Genomic DNA, 24,400 nt, shown 5'->3' with positions numbered 1-24,400 from the left:
TTGGCGAGTTTGGCGAGTTTAGTGATGATCCAGACCAGTGTTCCATACCCTCAATGGGTTTTATCAAAGCGGGCACAATCTAAATGGCCGTAGCACCGCTGATGCTGCAAGGGCTATCCGCAGCGCTGAGGCTTTTACGTTGTGCCAGGAGCCAGGCGCAGGGATGCGCCGGGCAGTTCGGGTTGGCCAGGACGGCCTTACCCGAACGATCCGTCGGCACGACGTGGAAGCCGAGGGTACCGCGTTAGCGGCGCGAGGACGGCCCGGCAGCAGCAGCGGTGCTACGGCCCACACCGGCACATACAAAAAAGGCTGCCATTTTTTGATCAATGGCAGCCCTTACACCAGGCAAAAATTTTGGGATGCGCCTTAACAGACCCTTTGCTACGAGAAGCCCTACCAAAAAATCTAAGAGCACTCGCAGTTACACGCTTTCTCATGAACCCTTTTCTAGCCAGGCTCACCCAAACGTGACACCGTCACTCACCAAAAAAGCGATCACTATCGCGTCACGCTCGCCACGCACATCAGGTAAAGCGCCCTGCTCACTGATCGAATCCCCAGGCATCAACCGCTCATCGCCAACACGCACAATGCCATCCAGTAATGTAAGCCAGGTTGAGTAACCGGCAAGATGTGGCACCTCAACCTGTGCGCCCCGCTCCACTTTGAGATCATAAATAAAAACGTCCTGACCCAACGGCAACGGTGCATCGCTACTTTCTGGCCCCGCCAGCAAAGTCCAGGCGTTTAGCGGCAACCCATCCGCGCGAGTGAAATCCACGGTGCGTGGCGCACCGCCGCTTTTAGCCGGACGGATATAGGCCTGCAGCATCTCGGTTTCAATAAAAGGTGCAGACTCTTCATAACGCACTCCACTCCCCGCACTCACCACCATGGCGCGTTTGGCGTTCAGCGCAATTTTGTCGCCATTTTCAGCAAGGTGTTGTGCGGAACCGCGCCAGACGTAGCTAAAAATCTCTTCATCTTGCCGTGTATGCATCGGAATACGCGCATCCATTTTCAACGACATCTGATCAATAATCGCCAACGCGCCAAAAGCCTCACCGGGTCTTTGCCGGCGGATGGTAAAGGGACCGTATTCAAATAACTGGTCGCGCTGGGCTCGCATCACGTTCATGGTTTGCTCCTCAAAATGTGGCTATGAACATCATGATAGCGGCGAGAAAATTCCAGAACAGGTGTTCGATTTGCTCGCTTATGTCAAAATTTTTGAATATTAATAACCCGTAGCAATAATAAGAGACAGAAACATCACTCAGACCGCCAGCTTTCAGCATTCAGGGTTAGTCAGCCTGCACATTTTTGCGTAAAATACACTTTTCCGTGATGAGTAAATAACATGAATCGCAGCGAACAGATTCTTGATGCAGCCGAACAGTGTATGCGCCTAAAAGGTTTTCATCAAACCTCCATTCAGAATATTGCCAGCCAGGCAGACGTTAGCATTGGTTTAATCTACAAATATTACAAAAATAAAGAAGCCATTATTGAAGCGTTGGTGACAAATGTAGTTCAACGCATGATTGCATTATTAAATGCTGATTTTGAGCGAATTGCCCATGCAGGAGGCGTGACGCATTCGGTGCAGGACATTGTGCCGCCTGAAGTCGAGCACAGTATTGTCTTGCTAATGGAAGTCTCATCTGAAGCCACACGTAATGAGCGTATTCGTCAGATAATGAATGATGCGTGGCAGGTATTGAAAAATAATTTTATTACTCAGGAACAGACGCTTAATCCGTCACTGGATGCCTGCGTTATCAATACCCGATTGCACATCATTTCACTGGTGATTGATGGCATGATCATCCGCCGTTGCATGAAACAACGTGAGGTACCTGTCGGGTTTATGCCTTTCTTCGATGCCATCACACGTGACATCAATCAACATGACAAGGTTTGATATCAGCCAAACAGATGATGCGAAAGAATGCCATTGATCCTGCCTTTTTCCCGATGATCGAGGGTATTATCGCCAAAGGCGCGACAGGCAACGCCATCCACCAGCATCAATAAGAATTGAATACGATCATTGCACTGCTGATCACTCACGCCAGGGCTCTGTTGGCATAATGATGTATCCAACTCCGCAATTAATAATTGTTCTTCCTGCGCCAGAACTGCGCGCACAGCTTGATTACGCGATGCTTCCGAATACATCTCCAGCAATAAACAGCGATCCTGATAAGGCCAATCCTGCCAAAAGCCAGATTCCGTATTGATAATATCAGCGGTACTACTTTGACGCGGAAGATTATTTTGCAGAAACAGACGCCAATTAACAGCAATACTCTTAATGGTTTCACTGACGATTAAATCTTTGCTCTCAAAATAACGATATATCTGCCCTGCTCCCAAGCCAGATTCACGGCTAATATCCGCCATGCTGGCACCATGAAAACCCGACTGACTAAAGCAGACTTTAGCCGCTGAAATAATCAGCTGCTGTCGTTGCTGAAAGAATTCTTCATTCTCTGATTTGCTCAATCATGACTCCTAAAATGTCCACAGCGTAATTATTGTTTTTCATAGGATACGCGAAGGCGTTTCTCACTGAAATAGTGATAAAAAACCCGGTTACATTTTTCACCGGGCCGATACATTACCGGCCCGGGAAAGCGTTACAGTTTCAGTTCAGATTCTTTCAATGCCGTACCGCCACCCAATACTTTGTAGAAAGTATTCAGGTTTTGGTAGTAGGCCTGCTCAACACTGACCAAACTGGTCCGCGCCGTGTAGAGCGTACGCTGGGCAGTTAACGCATTCAGATAGGTATCAACACCGTTCTGATAACGCAGGTCGGCCAAATGATAGTAAGTCTGCGATGCAGCAACATTATTACGTTGGCTGGTCAACTGATCGTTGATGGTGCCACGCCGTGCCAGCGCATCCGCGACTTCAGAGAAAGCGGTTTGCACAGTCTTCTCATACACGGCAACGTAATACTCTTTCTGCGCTTTGGTGTAGTTCAGGTAGGAAACGTTATAGCCACCTTTGAAAATCGGCAGCGAAATGCTCGGTGCAAACGACCAAATGCCCGCGCCGTTCTTAAACAGTGAAGACAAATCGGCACTGCCAACACCTCCGCTTGCCGTCAGCGTAATGCTCGGGAAGAAGTTGGCTCGCGCAGCGCCGATATTGGCATTGGCCGCTTTTAGGTTGTGCTCGGCCTGCAACACGTCTGGGCGATTGTTCAGTGCCTCCGATGACACGCCAGCAGGTACGGTTTTCAAAGCATTGCCAATCGACTCAATATCCTGGGGTAACAGGCTATCCGGCACACGCTTCCCGACCACCAAATCCAGCGCATTCTTATCCTGCGCCACGCTGGTGGTATAGCTGGCCACATCTGCCTGTGCAGATTGATAAGTCGTTTCTGCTGAAGCCACATCCACCATCGAATCCACGCCGTTTTGCAGACGTTTGCGCGTCACCTCCAGCGACTGACGCGCACTCTCTGCCGTCTCTTTCGCGATCGCCAGATTACTGCGATCCGCCGCCAGTTGTAACCAGTAATCCACCGTGTTATACAGCACCGTCAGACGCGTGCTGCGAGCGCCCTCCAGCGTACCAAGATAGGTTTCATATTGCTGACGCGAAAGACTCTGATTCTTGCCAAACAGGTCCAGCTCGAAGGAGCTCACGCTGCCTTCCGCCGAATAGGTATTACTGAGCGCGGTTTGATTCCCCTCGCCCGTCAACGCACGCGAACGGGTGCCGCTCACGCCTGCGCTAATCGTCGGAAAGAGATCGGCGCGCTGCTCGCCGTACTGTGCGTGTGCCGATTTCACACTGGCGACCGCTTCACGCAGATCGCGGCTGCTGTCCAGCGCCATCGCCACCACCTGACGCAGCTTGCTATCCAGCACATAATCCTGCCAGCTGATATCACGATAATTCGCTGGCGTGCCCTGCAAGCCACGATAGGCATCGCCGGTTGGCGTGCTGGTGCTGACCGCATCATTGGGACGATCGTAGTGCGGATCGAGTGACACACAGCCCGCGAGAAAGCACGGTAACAACACCATTAATAATTTTGCAGACATATTACTCCTCCGCCTTCACAGCTGATTCGGTTGACTGTGCATCGTCATGCGGAATCGCCGGAAACACGCGACGGACCAGAACAAAGAACAGCGGTACAAAGAAGATGGCCAGTAACGTTGCTGTCAGGGTGCCGCCGATAATACCTGTCCCGATTGCGATACGGCTGTTGGCACCCGCGCCGGTAGAAATCGCCAGCGGCAGCACCCCAGCAGTGAACGCCAGTGACGTCATGATGATCGGACGCAAACGCATTGTGGCGGCATGAATCGCAGCTTTCACCAGATTCTCGCCTTTGCGGTAATTTTCCTCCGCAAACTCCACAATCAGAATCGCGTTCTTCGCGGACAGGCCGATGATGGTGAGCAACGCCACCTGGAAGTACACATCGTTTTCCAGACCGCGCAACGTAATCGCCAGAAGTGATCCAATCACCCCTAACGGCACCACCATCATCACCGAGAACGGCACCGACCAGCTTTCATACAGCGCGGCAAGGCACAGGAACACCACAATCAGGGAAATGCCATACAACGACATCGCCTGGTTGCCAGAAAGTTTTTCCTGATAAGAGAGTCCACTCCACGCAAAGGTTGTGCCAGCCGGTAGTTTGGCCGCCAGCTTTTCCATTGCGGTGATGGCATCGCCCGAACTCTTGCCCGATGCTGACGATCCTTCAATTTCATAAGAAGCCAGGCCGTTATAGCGTGACAACACATCTGGACCGTAAGCCCATTTTGAGGAGGCGAACGACGAGAACGGCACCATGGTAGTGTTACTGCTGCTATCCGTTCCGCGCACATACCATTGATCGATATCTTCAGGCTTACTGCGGAACTGTTGATCGCCCTGCATATACACTTTCTTCACGCGACCACGATCGGTGAAGTCGTTGATGTAACTCCCGCCAATCGCTGCACTCAGCGTGTCGTTAATGTCGCTAATGGTCAGCCCCAGCGATTGCGCTTTGGCATCATCAATACTGACATCCAACTGCGGCAGATCTGGCAGTGAGTTCGCGCGTACCGCACTCAACACCGGGTCCTGGTTGGCTTCGGCAATCAGCTGGTTACGCATTTTCAGCAGTTGGTCGCGATCGGTGGCCCCGCGCGCCTGTAATTCAAAGGTAAAGCCGTTCGATTGACCTAACCCCGATACTGAGGGCGGTGAAAGTACAAAGATCTGCGCGTCACGGATGCTGGAGAGCGCAGCCATCGCGCGGCCTGCAATGGCATCGGCGCTGTTCTCCGTGCCTTTACGCTCGCTCCAGTTTTTCAGCGAGATAAAACCAATACCGGCGTTTTGTCCGCTACCGGCAAAACTGAAACCGTTAACCAGCATGCTAACGTTAACGTTATCTTTTTCTTTGGTGGCAAAGTACTGCTGTACCTGCTGACGGACTTCACTGGTACGGTTTTCCGTGGCACCCGGTGCCAGCTGATACTGCACCATGATATAGCCCTGGTCTTCCGTCGGCAGGAAGCCGGTTGGCAAACGCATATACAGCACCGCACAACCGATCAGCAACACGCCGTACAGCAGCAGGTAGCGCACTGAACTGTTCACCACATGGCCCACACCGTTTTGATAGCGCCCCTGCACTTTTTCATAACTGCGGTTAAACCAGCCAAAGAAACCTTTGGTGCCGCTTTCGTGGTTATGAGGTTTCAGTAAGGTTGCACAAAGGGCTGGCGTCAGCGTCAGCGCCACAATCACCGACAGCACCATCGACGACACAATGGTGATCGAAAACTGGCGATAGATCACACCGGTTGAACCACTGAAGAAGGTCATCGGCAGGAACACCGCCGACAGCACCAGCGCGATACCAATCAAAGCACCGGTAATCTCCTTCATTGATTTTTCCGTGGCCTGTCGCGGCGGTAACCCCTCCTCGCGCATCACGCGCTCAACGTTCTCCACCACCACAATCGCATCATCGACCAGCAAGCCGATGGCTAGCACCATGCCAAACATGGTTAAGGTGTTTATCGAGTAACCAAACAGCGACAGCACACCGAACGTACCCAGTAAAACCACCGGCACGGCAATCGCCGGGATCAACGTCGTACGAATGTTCTGCAGGAACACGAACATCACGATAACCACCAGGATCACCGCTTCGATCAGCGTTTTCACCACCTCTTCAATCGAGATTTTGACGAAGTCGGTGCTGTCGAGTGGATAAGCAATCTCGTAGCCCGCCGGCATGCTGCTACGGAACTCATTGATGGTGGCTTTCACCTGCTCAGCGGTGGAAAGCGCATTCGCACCTGATGCCAGCTGCACAGCGATACCGGATGCGGGATGGCCATTCGCCAACACGTTGGCACTGTAGTCTTCATCGCCCATTTCGACGCGCGCGACATCACTCAGTCGCACTACCGAACCGTCAGACTGACTCTTAAGCACGATGTTGCGGAACTGCTCTGGTGTTTGCAGACGCGAACGCGAACGAACTGTCGCCACCAGCTGCTGCTCTTTGCTGGCTGGTTGTGCGCCCAATTGCCCAGAAGAAACCTGGGTATTTTGGCTCTCCAGCGCGGTGGTGACATCCGACGGCATCAGTGAATAGGACGCCAGCTTACTCGGGTCCAGCCAGATGCGCATCGCGTACTCGGCACCAAACACTTGCACGCTACCCACGCCGGAAACACGCGCCAGCGTATCTTCCATATTACTGACCATATAGTCAGCGACATCGGAAGAGCTGCTTTTATTGGTTTTGTCGTACACCGCCAGGATCAGCAGGAAGTCGCTCTGCGCTTTCTCCACGGTGACACCTTGCGTGGTGACCGCGGTAGGCAAACGGCTCTCTGCCTGCTGAACCTTGTTCTGCACCTGAACCTGAGCGATATCGGGATCGGTGCCCTGCTGGAAGGTCACATTGATCTTCACCTGCCCGGTCGATGCCGTGCTGGTGGAGTCAAAATAGAGCAACCCATCCAGCCCGGTGAGCTGCTGCTCAATCACCTGCGTGACGCTGCTCTCCAGCGTTTCCGCCGACGCACCGGTGTACGTTGCCTGAATACTGATCTGCGGTGGCGCGACGTCAGGATATTGCGCTACGGGCAGGCTGTTAATGCTGAGTAGACCGAACATCATAATGCAGATGGCGATAACCCAGGCAAATACCGGCCGACGAATAAAGAACTGAGCCAACATATCAGTTACCCTCGCTGGTCGCGGCTTTATCGTTTGGCGTCACTTCCACGGCTTTAACACTCATGCCCGCCTGCACTTTTCCCGTGCCTTCAACAATCAACTTGTCACCACTGTTAAGGCCAGAGGTGATCAGCCACTTATTCCCGATCACGCGATCGGCAACCACTTCACGGCTTTCGACTTTATTCTCTTTATCGACCACTAACGCCGTGGCGTTGCCTTTGGCATCACGGGTGATCCCCTGCTGCGGTGCCAGGATCGCGTCGGATTTGACGCCGTTCGTCACATTGGCGCGGACATACATGCCTGGCAGTAGCTCATGTTGCGGGTTAGGGAAGATAGCGCGCAGCGTCACGGTGCCGGTGGCTTCATCTACCGACACCTCCGTCAGTTCCAGTTTGCCCGGATGGTCATAAGCACTGCCATCTTCGAGTTTCACCGTCACAGGCACGGCATCAGTGCTCTGCTGTAAGGAAGCCTGCTGACGCTTCAGTTTGAGCAGTTGGACGCTGGATTGCGTCAGATCGACATAAATTGGGTCGAGAGCACGAATCGTCGCCAGCGCAGTGGTTTGACTGGCGGTCACCAGCGCACCTGGTGTCACCGATGAAATGCCAATACGACCGCTGATCGGCGCTTTGATTTGGGTGTAATTCAGATTGATGCGCGCACTTTCTACAGCGGCACGATATTGGTCCACCGATGCCACGTTTTGCTGATAGGTTGCCAAAGCATCATCAGCATCCTGACGCGACACGCCGTTCTCTTTTACCAAAGCAGCATAACGCTCCGCTTTTAATTTGCTGCTTTTTACCAACGCCTGCGCGTTCTTTAATTGCGCGAGCGCTTGATCGTAACTGGCCTGATAGCTGGCCGGGTCGATCTGATATAACACCTGCCCGGCTTTCACTTCATCGCCTTCGGTAAACAGGCGTTTCAGGATAATGCCTTCAACCTGCGGGCGAACTTCGGATGTCATACTGCCGGTCACACGTCCGGCAAGTTGGCTGTCCAGCGTAACCGATTCGTTTTGCAACGTTTTCACACCCACTTCCGTTGTGGTGGCGTGGGTTTGCTGATTGCTGCTTTGATCGCAAGCGGCGACTAACATCACCAGTCCGGCGATCACACTGCGCTGAAAATTCTTCATGAATAACCCTGTAGTGAACGTTCATTCTCACCTCGCAGTCTACCAAAACATCCATAGATCAACTGTCAGGAAAATGAAAAGAAAGAGAACGGCGCTAAGCTAAACGTGCGGAGCCAAACAGGGAGCTTAAAAAGTTCCGTGAGTGCTTATAAGCAACTGGCGATTAGGCAATTGATATGGGAATCAGTAAAGAAGTTGCTCTTGCGGCGGCGGAACCCGACATGCCAATACACAGGCCGATAGCGATACTAATGGCTTTACAACGCGCATAATAGACGTGGCGTGTGGTAACAGACTGACAATATTTATGTTATTAGGCTTTGCCGCCAAATATACGCTTTCCGTTTCTGTGGCTTTGCACTCAGAATTAATCGCTTCCCTGTCATTTAATCTGATTCACGGTGCAATCAGCGGCATCAGTGCGGGGATATTCTGGGGGAGCATGCTGATTTATTTCATTCCCTGGTATCGACAGCGTAAGAGATTATCCATTTAGCGGGTAAAAAAGGGAGGGCGCCACGTGCAGGCGTCCCTTCCGCGACATTAACGCTTTGCGATCACCGCGGCTAATGCCAGCTGCGGTATCGTCAATGGACGCTCGCTCTCCGGCATGCTGTTTGCGGCGGCTGCCATTGAGACCTGCGCCAGTGCTACGTGTTGTGCGCCCTGCTCGCGCCCCTGTTTTACCGCGTCGGCGATGAGCGCGTGATAGCGTTGATGATCGCCCGCTTTAAATGCGGCCCAGGCGTCAGGAATCAGTGCGACCTGCAGCTGTTTATCCGCTGGCAGCGTCGGTGGACAGAACAACAGACGGGTAGCCGCTAAAGTTGATTCAGCCGCGCAGAGCACCAGTGCAGGTCCTGCCATTTGATGCAGATGATCTGCCAGCATCCGATCTGCGCGATATACCGGGCACCCCGTGTTCTGAGGATTAAAGGTGTCGGCCACGGGCCCCAGCGTTGAACAGGTGATCACTATCGCATCAAACCATGGAGTGAAACTGTGCAGCAACTGTGCCAAACGATGCTGCTGCTCCTGCGTCATACCGCCACTCTCCTCTGCTTCAGCCAGCAGGTGCGGCATCACGATATGACTCAATGAATGAGCAGGTAATTCAAGTGATCGGGCCGCGTGGTCAAACAGCGCGATATTGCTGGCGGCAGTGTGCAGGCAAGCGATGGTCATGGGCTTCCTTATTGTTGTGCGATTGAAATGTCCGCTTAGTCCCGGCGGCGTGATTGCAGTGGTAGATTATTGCTTCACCGTCTAATAATATTCAAAATTATTTAACATATTTAGCCGTTACCCTCATGAACCTGCACGTGCTCGCCTTTATCATTGCGATCTTACCGGTGGCCTTGTCGCCAGGAGCGAGTTTCACCCTCGCAATCAACAACACGCTGGTGGCAGGCTCGCGCGGGCTGGCGGCGATCATTCTCGGCACTGCACTGGGTATTTATACCCATGCGCTGCTGATTGGCTTGGGGATCAGCGCCCTGTTAGTGCGATCTCCTATTATCTTTAATCTGTTAAGCGTGGCGGGTGCCGCTTATCTGCTGTGGCTTGGCATACAGCTGTTGCGTCGTGGTCGTCATATTTCCCAACCTGTCGCCTCTTACCGCAGCGCCCGCATGGGGATTAAAGATGCCTGGCTAGCCAATGTGCTCAACCCCAAAGCGGTGATGCTCTATCTCACTGTGGTATCGCAATTCGCCGGGCGCGACCATGCCTTGCTGCATTATCTGTTGCTTGCCTCCATACACGTTGCCATCATGGCGCTGTGGCTGGTCATCATCTGTTTTACGTTGCTGACCTCGGCGCGAGTAATCAATATTCGAAAGCTGTCTATTGCCATCAATATCGGGGGGGGATTGATTTTGGTGTTCTTTGCTATCAGCAATTTGGTTCAGCTTTTTATGACATTAAAAGGATTTCCGTGATGATTACAAAGAACAATTTCCGAGGTATAAATAAAAGATAAACGCGTAGTCATTAACCCCTCAAAATCAACCCCACAATTAAGAGCTGACTCACAAAACAACCAATAGTCACCCTTTCAAGGGGTGTCACTCTACTTGAATAAAATATCATTTACTTTTCAAGCTTACAGATTAAAAATAATTTCCTCGCAAAAATGATGTGTAATCTTTTTTTAGTCTACCCTCATTTATATCAAGACTGATTCGACGTCATAAAACATTATTTCTTTGAGGAGAATGATGATGCCTGAAACATGGAATAACGATCCTGCGATCGTAACCGAAACGGTTACTGGATTGCCATTAAAACGAATTTCCTGGAGCGCCGTTCTTGCAGGCGTTATCGCTGCGCTTATTGTCCATATATTCCTTGGGTTACTCGGAACCGCAATTGGCGCTACGGTTATCGATCCTCAACAAGATCAAAACCCTCTGGCACACGTAGGTACAGGCGTATTAATTTGGACCGGTTTAAGTATGCTGATTGCCATTGCTGCGGGGAGTTATGTGGCAGGCCGTCTTGCGCAGCGTGAAGGTGCATTGCATGGACTGCTTATGTTTGGTGTGAGCACGCTTATCACGCTTTGGCTGGCTTTCTCGCTTGCCAGCGGAGTGGTAGGAGGTGCCTTCAATATTCTTGGTGCAGGAGCGAATGTTGTTGGAAATGGCCTCTCAGCTGTTGCACCTTCTGTTGCGAATATGGCTAAAGAGAAGTTGCAAGAAAACAACATCAATCTTGATTCGCTACAAAACGAATTACAAACCACCTTGCGCCAAACGGGAAAACAAGAATTACAGCCAGAAAATCTACAACAGGATGTCAATAGTGAGGCTAACGGGGCCAGGCAACAGGCTGCCAATACCGCGCAAAATCCGCAAAATGCCGATACCGATATTATCAACTGGGTACGTGGCGTGATGAGTCGTCACTCTGATACCCTGCAAGCCGCAGATCGGGACGCACTGAAGAACATCATCAAAGCGCGCACCGGAAAAAGCGATCAGGAAGCCGACCAGATTGTGAACCAAACGGTCGAAAGCTATCAAAAAGCCGTTGCACAGTTTCAGCAGTTAAAACAGCAGGCCGAACAGAAGGCTCGTGAGGCCGCAGAGAAAGCCGCCGCAGCCACTGCCAAGGCAAGCTGGTTCACATTCTTTGTATTACTTATCGAAGCGGTTCTGGCAGCTGTTATTGGCCGTATAGCTCGACGTACACAACCACGTCAGGTTTTAACCCAAAATGTTCACCATTAAGGGAAATGGGTAAAAGCTTTTATCCACTGCCATGGTCTTGTGATGGGCCATGGCAGTCTAATTATTCACTTTGATACTAAAAACAAGCAACACCTGCGCCGCCTGGCTTATTTTTAAATCTCATCGCAAGCGAAACGGTAATTAACCAAAAAAAATACACTTCTTAAGAAAAATCCTCATAAAAACGATCGGTTAAATAAAACCCAGCCCATTTCTCTAGTTGTCCTATATTTAACGAGGTCTTTAAAAATATACTGGAGTTGAACAATGTCGAATGAAACAAATAAAAAAGAACTCAGCCATCGAGCCCCCACTAAAGGGCCAGAATCATCCCTACCCGGTTTAGGATCTTTAGCGCCTGAAGACGGTTCGCACCAACCCCCCGCAGAACCAACACCGCCTGGAAAACAGCCTACCGCACCCGGCAGCCTCAAAACGCCTGAAACCCAAAGCGCCAAACTCCATCAATTGGAGACAAACCGTAAAAACGGTTCTCATCAGGCGCTCACGACGAACCAGGGCACGCGCATTGCCAACGATCAGAACTCATTGCGCGCGGGCACACGTGGCCCCACTTTGCTTGAAGATTTCATCATGCGTGAAAAAATCACGCACTTTGACCATGAACGCATCCCTGAGCGCATCGTTCACGCCCGAGGATCTGCTGCTCATGGCTACTTTCAGCCTTATCACGCGTTAACAGCACTGACAAAAGCGCACTTCCTTTCTGATCCGGAACAAATCACCCCGGTGTTTGTCCGTTTCTCCACCGTCCAGGGCGGCGCCGGATCGGCTGACACCGTGCGCGATATTCGCGGGTTCGCCACTAAGTTTTATACCGATGAAGGGGTTTTTGATTTAGTAGGTAACAATACCCCCGTATTTTTCATTCAGGATGCCCATAAATTCCCGGATTTTGTGCACGCCGTTAAGCCTGAGCCGCACAACGAAATTCCTCAGGGTCAAAGTGCACATGACACCTTCTGGGATTACGTTTCCCTGCAGCCCGAGACCTTGCATAATGTCATCTGGGCGATGTCCGATCGCGGGATTCCACGCAGCTATCGCACCATGGAAGGTTTCGGTATTCACACTTTCCGATTGATCAACGCGGAAGGCAAAGCCACTTTTGTCCGCTTCCACTGGAAGCCTGTCGCAGGTAAGGCCTCTTTACTTTGGGACGAGTCGCAGAAATTAACCGGGCGTGACCCAGATTTCCACCGCCGTGACCTTTGGGAGGCGATCGAAGCGGGTGATTTCCCCGAATATGAATTAGGCCTGCAGCTTATCCCCGAAGAGGACGAGTTTAAGTTCGATTTCGATATCCTTGATGCCACTAAACTGATTCCGGAAGAGCTGGTGCCGGTAGAGATTGTTGGCAAGATGGTGCTGAACCGTAATCCCGATAATTTCTTTGCAGAAACGGAACAGGTCGCCTTCCATCCTGGACACATTGTTCCGGGGTTGGATTTTTCCAACGATCCGCTGCTGCAAGGCAGGTTATTCTCGTACACCGACACGCAGATTAGCCGCCTGGGCGGGCCTAATTTCCATGAAATTCCTATCAATCGTCCGGTTTGCCCTTACCATAATTTCCAACGGCAAGGCATGCACCGTCAGGACATTGATACCAATCCAGCAAATTATGAGCCCAACTCGATTAATGATAATTGGCCACGTGAAACACCGCCGGCAGCAGAAGGTGGCGGCTTTGACAGCTATCAGGAGCGAATGGAAGGACATAAAGTGCGGGAGCGCAGCCCCTCCTTTGGCGAATATTACTCTCAACCGAGATTGTTCTGGTTAAGCCAAACGCCTGTCGAGCAGCAGCACATCATCGATGCCTATTCGTTCGAGTTGAGCAAAGTTGCCCGCCCTTACATTCGAGAGCGTGTGGTCGATCATCTGTTGAATATTGATATCGCTTTAGCACAAGGGGTTGCCGATAACCTCGGGATTGCCCTCACGGCTGATCAATTGAAGACGCCGCCCGCACCAGACGTTAATGGCCTGAAGAAAGACAGTAGCCTGAGTTTGTATGCTGTGCCCGACGGTGATATCAAAGGCCGTCAGGTTGCTCTGCTGTTGAGCGATGGCGTGAAATCGGCAGATGTACTGGCCACATTGCAGACACTGAAAACCGCTGGCGTACACACAAAATTACTGGCACCTCATATGGGTCAGATTCGTGCTGATGATGGGTCAGTGTTACCGGTTGACGCGACTTTTGCTGGACTACCTTCACTGACATTTGATGCGGTATTTGTCCCAGATGGCAACATTGATGCACTGCTGTTGAGTGGAGACAGTCGCTACTTCCTGTTGGAAGCGTATAAACATCTCAAGGTGATTGGCCTCAGTGGAGAGGCTCGTCGTTTTAAGGCGCAATTCGCGCTCAAAGATGATGAAGAAGAAGAAGGGATCGTGGAGGGTGATACTTCCGACGACAAGGTACTGAATGCCTTTGTCGATGCAATGAAGGCTCATCGCGTATGGTCGCGTAGTCAAAAAGCGCTTTCCGTCCCTGCTTGATGGAGTCCTTAAGACAACGGAGAAGCAGCCTTCTCTAAACAAAAAAGCGCACCTTTACAGGTGCGCTCCTTTAAACGACTTCATTACTTCAAACGGAACGCGACCACGCTGTCACCCGCCTGGGTACCCAGCGAACCGTGACCACCCGCCGCGATGACCACGTACTGCTTACCGTCTTTACCCATAAAGGTTGACGGTGTGGCCTGCGCACCCGCGCTCAGCTCGGTCTGCCACAGCAGCTCACCGGTGGTGCTGTCGTAAGCACGGAAGAAGTTATCCGCGGTTGCGCCATGGAACACCAGATCACCCGCTGTCAGCAATGGACCACCGTGTGCCACCATGCCCATCGGGAAGCCGATTGGGAAACGACCCGGCAGGAAGCTGGTCTTCAGGTTTTTAGTCACACCCACGCGGCGCAACCACTCGGTTTTCCCGGTTTTCAGGTCTACGCCCACCATACGACCCCACGGCGGCGCGATACATGGAATGCCCAGGCCAGACGCCAGCTGCTGAATGTGAATCGCGTAGTCACCCTGGAAGTTTTCATTCCAGTATGGCTGACCATCTTTGGTGAACAGACGCTGCGTTTCGGTCTGCGGTGTACGCTTGATCAGATTGTATTTGTAGGCGAGGCGCACCGGTGCGGCAATCAGCATCTGACGCTGCGGATCAACCGCCACAGAACCCCAGTTGAACACGCCAATGTTACCCGGGAAGATCAGCGAACCGGCTTCAGTGGCTGGCGTCCATGGGTTGCCATCATAACGCAGCGAACGGAAGTCCATGCGGCATGACATCTGGTCAAACGGCGTGATGCCCCACATTGATTTCTCAGTCAGCGGGTCTGGAATGAAGTTCAGGCTCGAAACCGGCTGCGTCGCGGCAAACTTCTCACCCGGCACACCGCCTTCAGTGGACACCTTCACCTGATTAACCGGATACACTGGCTGACCGGTCAGACGATTCAGCACAAACAGGTTGCCGGTTTTAGTTGGCAGGATCACCACAGGCTGTTTCTGGCCCTGATAATCGATATCCAACAGCGACGGCTGTGATGGGTTATCGCGGTCCCACAGATCGTGGTTCGAACTCTGATAACGCCATTTAAATTTACCGGTTTGCAGATCCAGCGCCACTAATGCGTCGCGGAACTTCTCGGTGTTGCTGTTGGCATCTCGTTCGATACCCACTTCATCCGGTGACGCGTTACCAAACGGCACGTAAACCAGACCATTTTTCAGATCAGCGCTCAGCGTGCCCCAGGCGACTGGCGTATCCTGCGGATAGTTTTGTCCTGCTGCCACTGGCGATGTATTGTCAGGGTTAGCCGGATCGAAGTTCCATACCAGACGACCGGTTTCGGCGTCATAAGCACGAATCACGCCAGACGGGTTACCGCTGTTGAAGCCGTTGTCCATGACTGAACCACCGACAATCACCAGTTTGCCCGCCACCAAAGGCGCTGCGGTTTGCATCAACGCATGCGGGCGCACTTCGCCCATATTCGCATGCAGATCCACCACGCCGTTGGTACCGAAATCAGCACAAGGTTTGCCGGTATCGGCATCCAGTGCAATCAGCTGTGCATCAGTAGTGGCGTTGAAGATGCGCTTACGGCAGATGGCTGGAGCCGCAGCTGAATCTTGCGCAGCAACCGGGCTTTGCTCGTAATAGCTCACACCACGACAGGTCTGGTGCTGCTGCAGGTAAGAACGATCTTTATTTGGTGTGTACTTCCACTTCACCGCACCGGTTTCCGGATCGAGTGCGTGCACTTCGTTATGAGGCGTACAGAAATACAGCATACCGTTGGCTGTCACCGGCGTAGCTTCGAAGGTGTATTCGCTGGCATCCGCATCCTGACGCAAATCGCCAGTGTGATAAGTCCAGGCCACTTCGAGGTTTTGCACGTTCTCTTTGGTGATTTGATTCAGTGAAGAGAAGCGTTGACCGTCAGTGGTCCCGCCGTATGCGGTCCAGTCGTTAGCGGCACCCTGCTCGCTGGCTTGTTCACGCGCATTGCTGATCGTACCCGCTTGCGGCAACGGATCGTAAAAGCACAGACCGATCACCACCACAATCATCACGATGACGGTGCCACCCAGGAAGGAGTGGAAGCGGCGTTCGCCCTGATACAGCGGTTTGACCACCCACGGCATCGCCAGCCACAGGCCGATCACGCCAAACAGATCGCCACGAGGGATCCATTGCCATTTATCAAAGCCCACTTCCCAGATAATCCAGGCCAGGGTAATCCACATCAGAACCGCATACAGCATCAACGCACTACGCTGGTTTCTGAACAGTAAAATAGCGGTAATCAGCAAGCCCACCGCCATCAGTGCATAGAACGCGCTGCCGCCCAGCATCAGCAATTTTCCGCCCATGTAGAGCAGCGCTAATGCCAGAATCGCCAGCACGATACTGGTTAATTTGTTAACCATGCCAATCCCTCAACGTTTTTCATCAAATACCACCCAAAATAAACCTACATAAACTCAACAGAATTTTAACGTACGTTATCGAACAGTAAAAACCCGTTGCTGAGTGTGTCGTTAGCTCCGCTTATGAATGTAGCCGGGCTAATGACTGATGAATCCCGTCGAGTTCAATGTGTGACTGAAATCACGTTTTATTTTTCGTCGTGAGAATTAATCATTAGTGAGGATAAATCGCATTTTTTGATAACGGGAACCGTATGAATTATCGTTTTAAGTGAGTTTGGAGGGTAGTAGTGTCATCTTGCCGTAGAGGATGCTGTGCCTGTCAGAGCTAAATATCGCTAATGAAGGGCTTAAATGAGATCGCAAGCAATCGCAAAAGTTATGCTTTTTGCGATTGCTTGCGATATCTCAACGTTTTTTCAGCCACTCTTTGAGTTTCCATAAGGAGACCGGCGCTTGATACACCGTGCCCTTACCCTCTTTAATCGGTCTCAATAAGCCTTGATCGGCCAGATTTTTTAACCGACTGCGCGCGGTATTATCTGCGATACCGAGTCTTGCCTTCACCCCTGCGGCGCTCAACAGCGAACCCGGCGCATGCAGCGCAATCGCCATGATATCCAGCTCACCTTTCGCCAACGACATATTCTCTTCGACCCAATGCACCAGGCGCGCCCGTTCCTGATGCAGCGTGGTAATTTGCTCTGTGAAAGCGTGCACGGCGCGCATGACGACTTCACATTGGAATTGGACAAAATAGGTAAGATCAAGCTCGTCCGTTTCGCTGTAGAGGTAAGACATTCCGTATTTAACGGCGGCAGCCTTGAGGAGTTTACTGATCGAAATATAGCGAAAGGCGTGATAGCCACGACGGATCAAATGATGATAGAACAAGCCACGAGCCGTACGTCCATTACCATCATTGAAGGGATGAATGTAACCAATGGCAAAATGCAGAATACACGCGACCAGCAACGGGTGTGTATCCTGCTGTTCAAGAAACTCAACTTCAGCGCATAACGCATCCAGCATGCCATTCAATGCGGCATAATCGGGCGGCTGATGAATGATTTCGCCATCTCGCCCGGCGACAAATACGTCATTGTTGCTGCGCACTTCCCCGGGCCGATATTTTTCGTCATTGATGCCGGAACAGGCGATGTGATGCATATGCAGGATATCGGCGCGGGTCAGCGGCCCCTCGCCCATTGCGGCAATATTCTGCATCAGCCGCCAATTCCCCATGATCATGCTCTCATCTTCGTTGCGGGGCTCCCTTCCTACCGCCAGTAATTCCATGGCCACCCGCGAGGTGGTTGCGGCCCCTTCAAGCTGGCTGGAAGAAATCGCCTCTTCCATGATCAATTGGGACATCAGGTAGGAAGCCGCGTCTTCATCAGTCGGCTCACCGTTGCGCGCAAAGGTCATGCGATCCACCAGAGAAATGGCCGCGTTAATTTTGGCGGTAAAGTTGCAACTCACTTCCTGTGACGCAATCACGAAGTGCTGAGCACTACTCTGCCGTTTAAATTTTAACGCGCTCCACACGGCCAACCGTTCATCAGCATCCCGGATACGACGGCTAAGCTCGTCGAAATGCAGATAACGCATATCCCACTCAGCATAGCGACTTAGCAGCTCCACTGTCTCAGCGTGGGTCTGGGTATCAAGCAGTTGTTTGGGTGGGCGGCGTAATCTCATCTCAAGCAATCTCAAAAATAGTCACTTTTGAGTTTACTTGAGAGGGTGCGCGGTTACCAATATTGCATTCATGTAAAAATGAAAAATTGATGACTCCCCGCACTATAAAAGAACGCTTATGTGATCATGCTGGTGCAAAGAGTCTAACCATGAGCAACCTGTTGATCACCCTTATTACATTTGGGGCTTTCCTTGCAGACTCTCACTAGTTGTTAGCAGCCTTACCATTTTGGCATCAGCTTTGCTTAATGATTTCTGTGTTCTTTTTCAGGAGTCGCGCTATGCAAGCATCCTCTACTCGCTACACAATTTTTTCACTGCTGTTTTTGATCGCGCTGATTAACTACGTTGATCGCGGCGCGCTCTCTTTTGCTGCTAACGCCATCTCCCAAGAGTTTCATTTCAGCAAAGTCCAACTGGGCGCGGTGCTGAGTTATTTCGGTTTCGGTTATCTGTTTGGCTCGCTGTGTGGTGGTTTTCTTGCCGACCGACTTGGTACTAAAAAGGTGTGGCTGATGGCGGGCATCCTGTGGTCGTTGCTGGAAATGGCTACTGCATGGGCCGGAGAAGTCGGCATGGCCATATTTGGTGGTTCAGCCATTATGGGGTTTGCCGCGTTACGAATCCTGTTTGGTTTTTCCGAAGGTCCAGCCTATGCGCTGATGAACAAAACCATTGCTCACTGGGCGCCAGATAATGAACGCGGTTTTGCCTTGAGCATCGGTTTGCTGAGCACCCAGGTCGGTTCGCTGTTAACGGCCCCGATTGCCGTAGGACTGCTGCTGTTAACCAACGACTGGCGGATGATGTTTATTCTGCTGGGTGCTTTCTCTCTGCTGGCCATGCTGTTGTTTGCGCGTAACTTTACTGACACGCCGCTGTTGCACCCGCGCGCCAACGTGGCTGAACGGCAGCTAATTATCAATGGACAAAAGCGTGAAAACCAACATGACGGCGCGCTGCCATGGTGGCGCTTCTTCACCAGCCGTACCCTGGTGTGCAACGCGCTCGGTTATTTCAGCTTCCTCTATATCACCTTCACCCTGGTGACCTGGTTGCCTAAATATCTGCAGGATAACTTCCACTACGATCTGCATTCGTTATGGTACGTGGCAATGATTCCATGGAGCGGTGCCTGCTTCACTGTCCTGCTCGGCGGGCGTATTGCCGATCGACTGCTGGCACGCTTTAACAATCTTCGCCTCGCAAGGAATGTCTTTGCGGCCATCACGCTCTGCGCGACCGCCTGTTGTTTTATGGCGATTCCATGGATGAGTTCAGCGACAGGTATCATCGCACTGATGACGCTGGGTAACGCGCTCAATGCGCTGGTGAATAACGTGTATTGGTCTGTAGTGATTGATGTGACGCCGAAGGCCTCAGTAGGTGCTTATAGCGGCATGACGCTGGCGATTGCCAATCTCGCCTCGATCATCTCTCCAATGTTGTGCGGTTGGTTAGCGGAATATTACGGTTACAACGCGATGTTCACCGTCACCGCCTGCATAGCTTTTGGCAGTATGCTGGCGATGACGCTGTTGCAACCCGAGAAACGCCTGCAGTCCGATGCACCGGCAGTAGCAGCACAGCAGGCGCTGTAATTTTACACCGCGTGCCGCTGGCAGAACGCAGCAATGTCTGGCGACTGGAAGTCCGCCAGATGTGCCATCAGCTTCTCTAGCGGCCAATTCCACCACGCAATCGCCTGCAACTGAGCCGCGATGTCCGGGGTGAAACGGCCACGAATGGGTTTCGCAGGCACGCCGCCAACAATGGTGTAAGGTGCCACATCTTTAGTAACCACCGCGCCAGCAGCCAGTACCGCACCATCGCCGACGGTCACGCCCGGTAACACAATCACGCCATGACCGATCCACACATCGTTGCCGATGATGACGCGGTCCTCTCGACGGTTGGCAAAAAAACCCGCATCACGCTGTGCCTGAGGGTCATAATATTCCGGGCAGTAGGTAAAACGATGCTGGGAGGCGCGATCCATCGGATGATTCGGTGCCCCAATACGCACCTGATTGGCAATCGCGGTGAAACGTCCAATCTGCGCATCAGCGACACAACAGTGCTCGCCCAGGTAAGAAAAATCACCCAATTCGCTATATTCAAGATAACTCTCGGCGAGAATCTCACATTGCTGACCAATGTGGGTTTCGCGCATACGCACGCTAGGATCGATGACAGTGTGTTGCAGTTTAGCCGGTTGGACAGCGGCAAGGGCCATAGCAAGCTCCAATGTGGTCAGAGGTCTGGATAACGGGATGTATCAGGTCAACGGCGAAGCACAACACTAAAGCGGCAAGATGACAGAAATGCTATCGTAGCGGCTTCGTTATCGGCCATTTAAGGAAAGGGAATGAGAACACCGTGGTCACTGTTAGCACTATTGTGGTCTTCTGGTCAGGCGTCAGCGGCACTGCCTGCTGATATCAAAGCGGGTGATATCGTGCAGGTGCAGTTATCACAATTGCATCCCACGCAAGCCGCGATTGGGTACCGCCAGTTGGATTACAAACTGCACCGTTACCAGGCCGATCCCAAAAAGCTGTTCGATGATTTTTGTGAAAGCATGGGACAGAAAGGCGTAGACAAGTTCAACAGCAAATCACGCATCTCAGATCCAGACAGCTTCACCTGTAAAGCCCCGGTGGGTGCGCAGCCAGGGCCGATGAAAACCGCCGTCATCGCCCCGGATAATGCACTCTACCTCACGGATGGTCACCACACTTTCAGTAACTTTGCTGACATTGGTGGCTTGAAAACACGCGTGCAGGTGCGCATCACCAATGATTTCCGCAATCTGAAAACCATGAGTGCTTTCTGGCAGCAAATGGAGGCCGCGCATCTGGTCTGGCTGGATACGCCCAAAGGCAAAATCACCCCGCATGACCTGCCGAAAGAACTCGGCCGTAAATATATGCAGGATGACGAATATCGTTCGCTGGTCTATTTCGTGCGCGATATCGGCTTCGAGAAAGAGGACAATCCCCCGCCGTTCCTTGAATTCTATTGGGGTAAATGGCTGGAGACTGAGCTGCCGCTGAAATCATTCGATCTGCACGATCGCAAAGGTTATGGCAAAGCAGTGAGTGCTATTGCCGAAAAAATCACGGATATTCCCAAAGACACGGTAATTGCGCAAAGCGATAGCGGTGCGCTGACCGCTGAAAAGCTCGGCGCAATGAAAAAGGTGAACGAGAAGAAATTGGACAAGCTGATTTCTGAAGATGGCAAATTGGGTTGGGCGTTCAAACAGTAATGGCAAGCACGGGGTGTGCATTACACCCGTGCTTATCACCCTCTTTTAGCGCGGTTAAATAATTACACCAACTCGCAATCCTTCACATCTGCTGAAGGAGCTAATAGATTTTTATCGAACTCACGCAATGGCGCTGTATCACGGATACGCATCGGCCAGTCAGGATTGGCCAGCGCGCTTTTACCCAGCGCCACAAAATCAGCCCCCTGTTCCAGTGCCTGTGAGGCACGATGGCAGTCTGACAGCGAGCCATTTGCCACAATGGTCAGACTGGGTGCCACCTCGCGAGCAAGCTGCACCAGCGAGCGTGCATTGTCAGTAAACGCGGGTTGCAGCGCGTCATATTCGGTGAGGTGCAGGTAATCAATGCCCGACTCCGCTAACAGACGGAACACCTGCTTTGCGCCCGCTTCCCCTTCCCACCACTTATGGTGGAAATCATTCACTTTACCCTGTGAAATACGCACACCTAAGGTGACATCCTGACCAATGCGCTGGCGTACCGCTCGGATCACCGCCAGGGTCAGCGACAAGCGTGCTGTGATATCGCCGCCCCAGCGATCGTGGCGCTGATTGGTGTAATCTGTGAAGAATTGATCAAGCAGATAGCCATTCGCACCATGAATTTCAATGCCATCAAATCCGGCTACACCAATCGCGCGCGCGGCAGTCTCGGCAAAACTGTCAATTGCCTGCTGAATCTGCTCCTCACTCATTTCTGTCGGCAACGCATAGTCGCCATGACCATGGTAAAAGCCCAGCTGTTCTCCGCGCGGTTGCACGGCTGAGGGGGCAAGGGTATCGCGGCGGTAGATATTGCCCTGGGAAATCGCGCCTGCATGCATCAGTTGCGCGATGATTTTGCCGCCATGCTGATGCACTGCATCCGTAATGGCACGCCAGCCCGCGACCTGTCGGCTATTCACTAAACCGGCCTGGAACGCGTAAGTCTGCGACCAGGCTTCATCGATATACAATCCTTCCGTAATGATGGTGCCAAAACCGCCGCGAGCGAAACGGGTGTAATAGTGCTTCATACGCTCGCCTGGCACGCCATCCACCGTGGCAGAGATGCGTGTCATGGGCGCAACCATGATGCGATTCTTCAAGGCGAGGCGATTTAACGTGCCGCTCTGAAATAAGTGTTTATCGGCCATTTTGCCTTGTGCTTCCTGATTATCGTCAGTGCGCAGTATAGTGTGTCGCATTAAGCGCAAAAATGGCCAAAGATGATACGTCTGTATAACGGAAATCGTTAAGATGAACTCCAAAGATATTGAGGTTTTCCTGATGGTGTCGCAAACACGTAGCCTGACGCAGGCAGCACGTCGGCTAAATACCACGCCGATGACAGTGTCGCGGCGGCTGGCCTCGCTGGAGGAAGATCTCGGCGTGCGGCTGCTGCACCGCACCACCCGCGCTATCGCGCTAACGGTAGAGGGGGAAGAGTTTCTGCCCTACGCTAAATCACTGGCGGAAACCGAGCGGAGCGCACGCAATCTGTTTTCCCCACACCAGCAAGGTGCGACCGGGCAACTGCGTATTACGGCACCTTCAGGATTTGGCCGTCGCACCATCATCCCTTTGTTACCTGCTTTAATGGAGGCGAACCCCGAACTGCGCATTGAATTTCAGCTCAGTGATGATGTGACCGATCTGGTGGGATTGGGCTACGATGTCGCCATTCGCATTGCACCGCTGCGTGACTCCCGTCTGGTTGCTCATCGTCTTGCTGACAACCCGCGTATGCTGTGCGCCTCCCCCGATTATCTGCAACGCTTTGGTACGCCTCAGACATTGAATGATCTTCACAGGCATAACTGCCTGCGACTTTCCGGTGTGGTGCAGTGGAGCTTTATCATTGATGGACATATTTCAAGCTTAAGCGTGGAGGGGCGTTTTAGTGGCAGTAACGTGGAGGGTGTGCGCACACTTTGTGTGGCCGGCAGCGGCATTGCGCAGTTATCCGAGTGGGATATAAGGGAAGAACTGGCGACAGGCACACTGGTCGCCATCGATTTAATCGATGCCCAACCACAGATGCTCGGCGTTTGGGCGCTGTTCCCTACCACGCGACAATTACCCGCACGCGTGACGGTATTTCTTAATGCGCTGAAACAAGTAATGGACAAAAACAGATAAATACTCTGTTCTCGCGCCGCCGTTATAAGCTTAAATCATTGATTCAATGATTCACTTCATGGAGGCCCATCTTGAAACCTGAAATTCACACCCTCGCATCGACAGAAATCTATCGCAATCGCTGGATGACGCTTAAAGAAGATAAAATTCAACGGGCGGATGGCAGTGAAGGCATCTACTCAGTGATTGAAAAGAACGATTTTGTGGTGATTCTTCCGGTAGAGCAGGACAGTATTTTCGTGGTGGAGCAGTACCGTTATCCCATCAGTGAACGCACCATTGAACTTCCTCAGGGCAGTTGGGAACTTGATCCTGGCGCCACACCAGAAGCACTGGCCGCTGGCGAGTTGCAAGAAGAGACCGGGTTAATTGCCGATCGCTGGCAGTATGTTGGCTATCAAAAACTGGCACAGGGATATTCAGCGCAGGGATACCACATCTACCTTGCCAGCGAGTTGCGCTATCAGGGACAAAGCCTGGATGCGGAAGAAGTTGGGCTGACCGCGCGAAAAATGAAGATCAGCGAGTTTCTGCAACTGGTGTTGGCAGGGAAAGTCACCGATGCCACCTCCGTGACCGCGTTTTTGCTGGCGCGGGCGAAAGGGTTGATAGATTAATTAAAAGTTAAGTTTGAGGCGCCGTTTATGAATAGCGAACTGATGAAGCTATTGCGTGTTACTCCCAGGACGCGCTG

At 52.1% G+C, this 24,400-nt stretch carries 18 protein-coding genes; 8 read left to right on the top strand and 10 right to left on the bottom strand.

Annotation, left to right across the window (positions count from 1 at the left end; genetic code table 11):
* Positions 1 to 460 precede the first annotated feature (460 nt).
* Positions 461 to 1,141: a pirin family protein gene (locus VH86_RS04590; protein WP_045832057.1), complete on the bottom strand. Its 681-nt coding sequence runs from the start codon at positions 1,139 to 1,141 to the stop codon at positions 461 to 463.
* A gap of 222 nt (positions 1,142 to 1,363) precedes the next feature.
* Between VH86_RS04590 and VH86_RS04585 the strand changes: the two genes are divergently transcribed.
* Positions 1,364 to 1,927, top strand: a complete 564-nt coding sequence (locus VH86_RS04585) for a TetR/AcrR family transcriptional regulator (protein ID WP_045832056.1) — start codon at positions 1,364 to 1,366, stop codon at positions 1,925 to 1,927.
* 2 nt (positions 1,928 to 1,929) lie between these two features.
* Here the strand turns inward: VH86_RS04585 and VH86_RS04580 are convergent, their stop codons facing one another.
* From VH86_RS04580 to VH86_RS04555, 5 genes are all read right to left on the bottom strand, one after another.
* On the bottom strand, positions 1,930 to 2,511 hold the full coding sequence (locus tag VH86_RS04580) for a TetR/AcrR family transcriptional regulator (RefSeq protein WP_045832055.1): 582 nt from the start codon (positions 2,509 to 2,511) through the stop codon (positions 1,930 to 1,932).
* Between the two features lie 134 nt (positions 2,512 to 2,645).
* Positions 2,646 to 4,070 (bottom strand): efflux transporter outer membrane subunit, encoded by a 1,425-nt coding sequence (locus VH86_RS04575; protein WP_045832054.1) that lies wholly within the window; start codon positions 4,068 to 4,070, stop codon positions 2,646 to 2,648.
* Between the two features lies 1 nt (position 4,071).
* Entirely contained in the window at positions 4,072 to 7,233 is a 3,162-nt protein-coding gene (locus VH86_RS04570) for an efflux RND transporter permease subunit (RefSeq protein ID WP_045832053.1), read from the bottom strand.
* Position 7,234: 1 nt separating this feature from the next.
* Positions 7,235 to 8,383 carry an efflux RND transporter periplasmic adaptor subunit gene (locus VH86_RS04565; protein ID WP_045832052.1) on the bottom strand — a complete coding sequence of 383 codons (1,149 nt, stop codon included), beginning with the start codon at positions 8,381 to 8,383 and terminating at the stop codon, positions 7,235 to 7,237.
* Between the two features lie 543 nt (positions 8,384 to 8,926).
* Positions 8,927 to 9,568 (bottom strand): hypothetical protein, encoded by a 642-nt coding sequence (locus VH86_RS04555; RefSeq protein ID WP_038647060.1) that lies wholly within the window; start codon positions 9,566 to 9,568, stop codon positions 8,927 to 8,929.
* Between the two features lie 137 nt (positions 9,569 to 9,705).
* Here VH86_RS04555 and VH86_RS04550 point away from each other — a divergent pair, with 137 nt between their 5' ends.
* From VH86_RS04550 to katE, 3 genes are all read left to right on the top strand, one after another.
* Complete coding sequence (locus VH86_RS04550; RefSeq protein WP_369800302.1) at positions 9,706 to 10,323, top strand: LysE family translocator; 618 nt, start codon at positions 9,706 to 9,708, stop codon at positions 10,321 to 10,323.
* A gap of 282 nt (positions 10,324 to 10,605) precedes the next feature.
* Positions 10,606 to 11,616, top strand: coding sequence for a TIGR04086 family membrane protein (locus tag VH86_RS04545; RefSeq protein ID WP_045832050.1), 1,011 nt, complete (start codon positions 10,606 to 10,608; stop codon positions 11,614 to 11,616).
* Between the two features lie 267 nt (positions 11,617 to 11,883).
* On the top strand, positions 11,884 to 14,148 hold the full coding sequence (katE, locus tag VH86_RS04540) for a catalase HPII (protein WP_045832049.1): 2,265 nt from the start codon (positions 11,884 to 11,886) through the stop codon (positions 14,146 to 14,148).
* A gap of 83 nt (positions 14,149 to 14,231) precedes the next feature.
* On the opposite strand, the gene VH86_RS04535 is transcribed toward katE, so the two are convergent.
* Both VH86_RS04535 and VH86_RS04530 read right to left on the bottom strand, forming a co-directional pair.
* Positions 14,232 to 16,592, bottom strand: coding sequence for a membrane-bound PQQ-dependent dehydrogenase, glucose/quinate/shikimate family (locus VH86_RS04535; RefSeq protein WP_045832048.1), 2,361 nt, complete (start codon positions 16,590 to 16,592; stop codon positions 14,232 to 14,234).
* A gap of 408 nt (positions 16,593 to 17,000) precedes the next feature.
* Entirely contained in the window at positions 17,001 to 18,293 is a 1,293-nt protein-coding gene (locus VH86_RS04530) for a Fic family protein (protein ID WP_045832047.1), read from the bottom strand.
* Positions 18,294 to 18,574: 281 nt separating this feature from the next.
* Here VH86_RS04530 and VH86_RS04525 point away from each other — a divergent pair, with 281 nt between their 5' ends.
* The gene (locus VH86_RS04525; RefSeq protein WP_045832046.1) at positions 18,575 to 19,894 is read left to right on the top strand and encodes an MFS transporter; all 1,320 of its coding nucleotides are present in this window, start codon (positions 18,575 to 18,577) and stop codon (positions 19,892 to 19,894) included.
* A gap of 2 nt (positions 19,895 to 19,896) precedes the next feature.
* Here the strand turns inward: VH86_RS04525 and VH86_RS04520 are convergent, their stop codons facing one another.
* Positions 19,897 to 20,529 carry a DapH/DapD/GlmU-related protein gene (locus VH86_RS04520; protein ID WP_045814316.1) on the bottom strand — a complete coding sequence of 211 codons (633 nt, stop codon included), beginning with the start codon at positions 20,527 to 20,529 and terminating at the stop codon, positions 19,897 to 19,899.
* Positions 20,530 to 20,661: 132 nt separating this feature from the next.
* Here VH86_RS04520 and VH86_RS04515 point away from each other — a divergent pair, with 132 nt between their 5' ends.
* The gene (locus VH86_RS04515; RefSeq protein WP_038647077.1) at positions 20,662 to 21,564 is read left to right on the top strand and encodes a ParB/Srx family N-terminal domain-containing protein; all 903 of its coding nucleotides are present in this window, start codon (positions 20,662 to 20,664) and stop codon (positions 21,562 to 21,564) included.
* Positions 21,565 to 21,626: 62 nt separating this feature from the next.
* On the opposite strand, the gene VH86_RS04510 is transcribed toward VH86_RS04515, so the two are convergent.
* Positions 21,627 to 22,721, bottom strand: a complete 1,095-nt coding sequence (locus tag VH86_RS04510) for an NADH:flavin oxidoreductase (RefSeq protein ID WP_045832045.1) — start codon at positions 22,719 to 22,721, stop codon at positions 21,627 to 21,629.
* Positions 22,722 to 22,824: 103 nt separating this feature from the next.
* Here VH86_RS04510 and VH86_RS04505 point away from each other — a divergent pair, with 103 nt between their 5' ends.
* Together VH86_RS04505 and VH86_RS04500 are read left to right on the top strand one after the other, a co-directional pair.
* A complete protein-coding gene (locus VH86_RS04505; protein WP_045832044.1) occupies positions 22,825 to 23,706 on the top strand; it encodes a LysR family transcriptional regulator in 882 nt (293 codons plus the stop codon).
* Between the two features lie 71 nt (positions 23,707 to 23,777).
* Entirely contained in the window at positions 23,778 to 24,323 is a 546-nt protein-coding gene (locus VH86_RS04500; RefSeq protein WP_082082033.1) for an NUDIX hydrolase, read from the top strand.
* Positions 24,324 to 24,400 lie beyond the last annotated feature (77 nt).

Origin of the sequence: Pantoea sp. BL1, from assembly GCF_000963985.1 — a bacterium.
Taxonomy (GTDB): domain Bacteria; phylum Pseudomonadota; class Gammaproteobacteria; order Enterobacterales; family Enterobacteriaceae; genus Pantoea; species Pantoea rwandensis_B.
The sequence above is the reverse complement of the archived record's forward strand: the minus strand, read 5'-3'. Positions and strand labels throughout refer to the sequence as shown.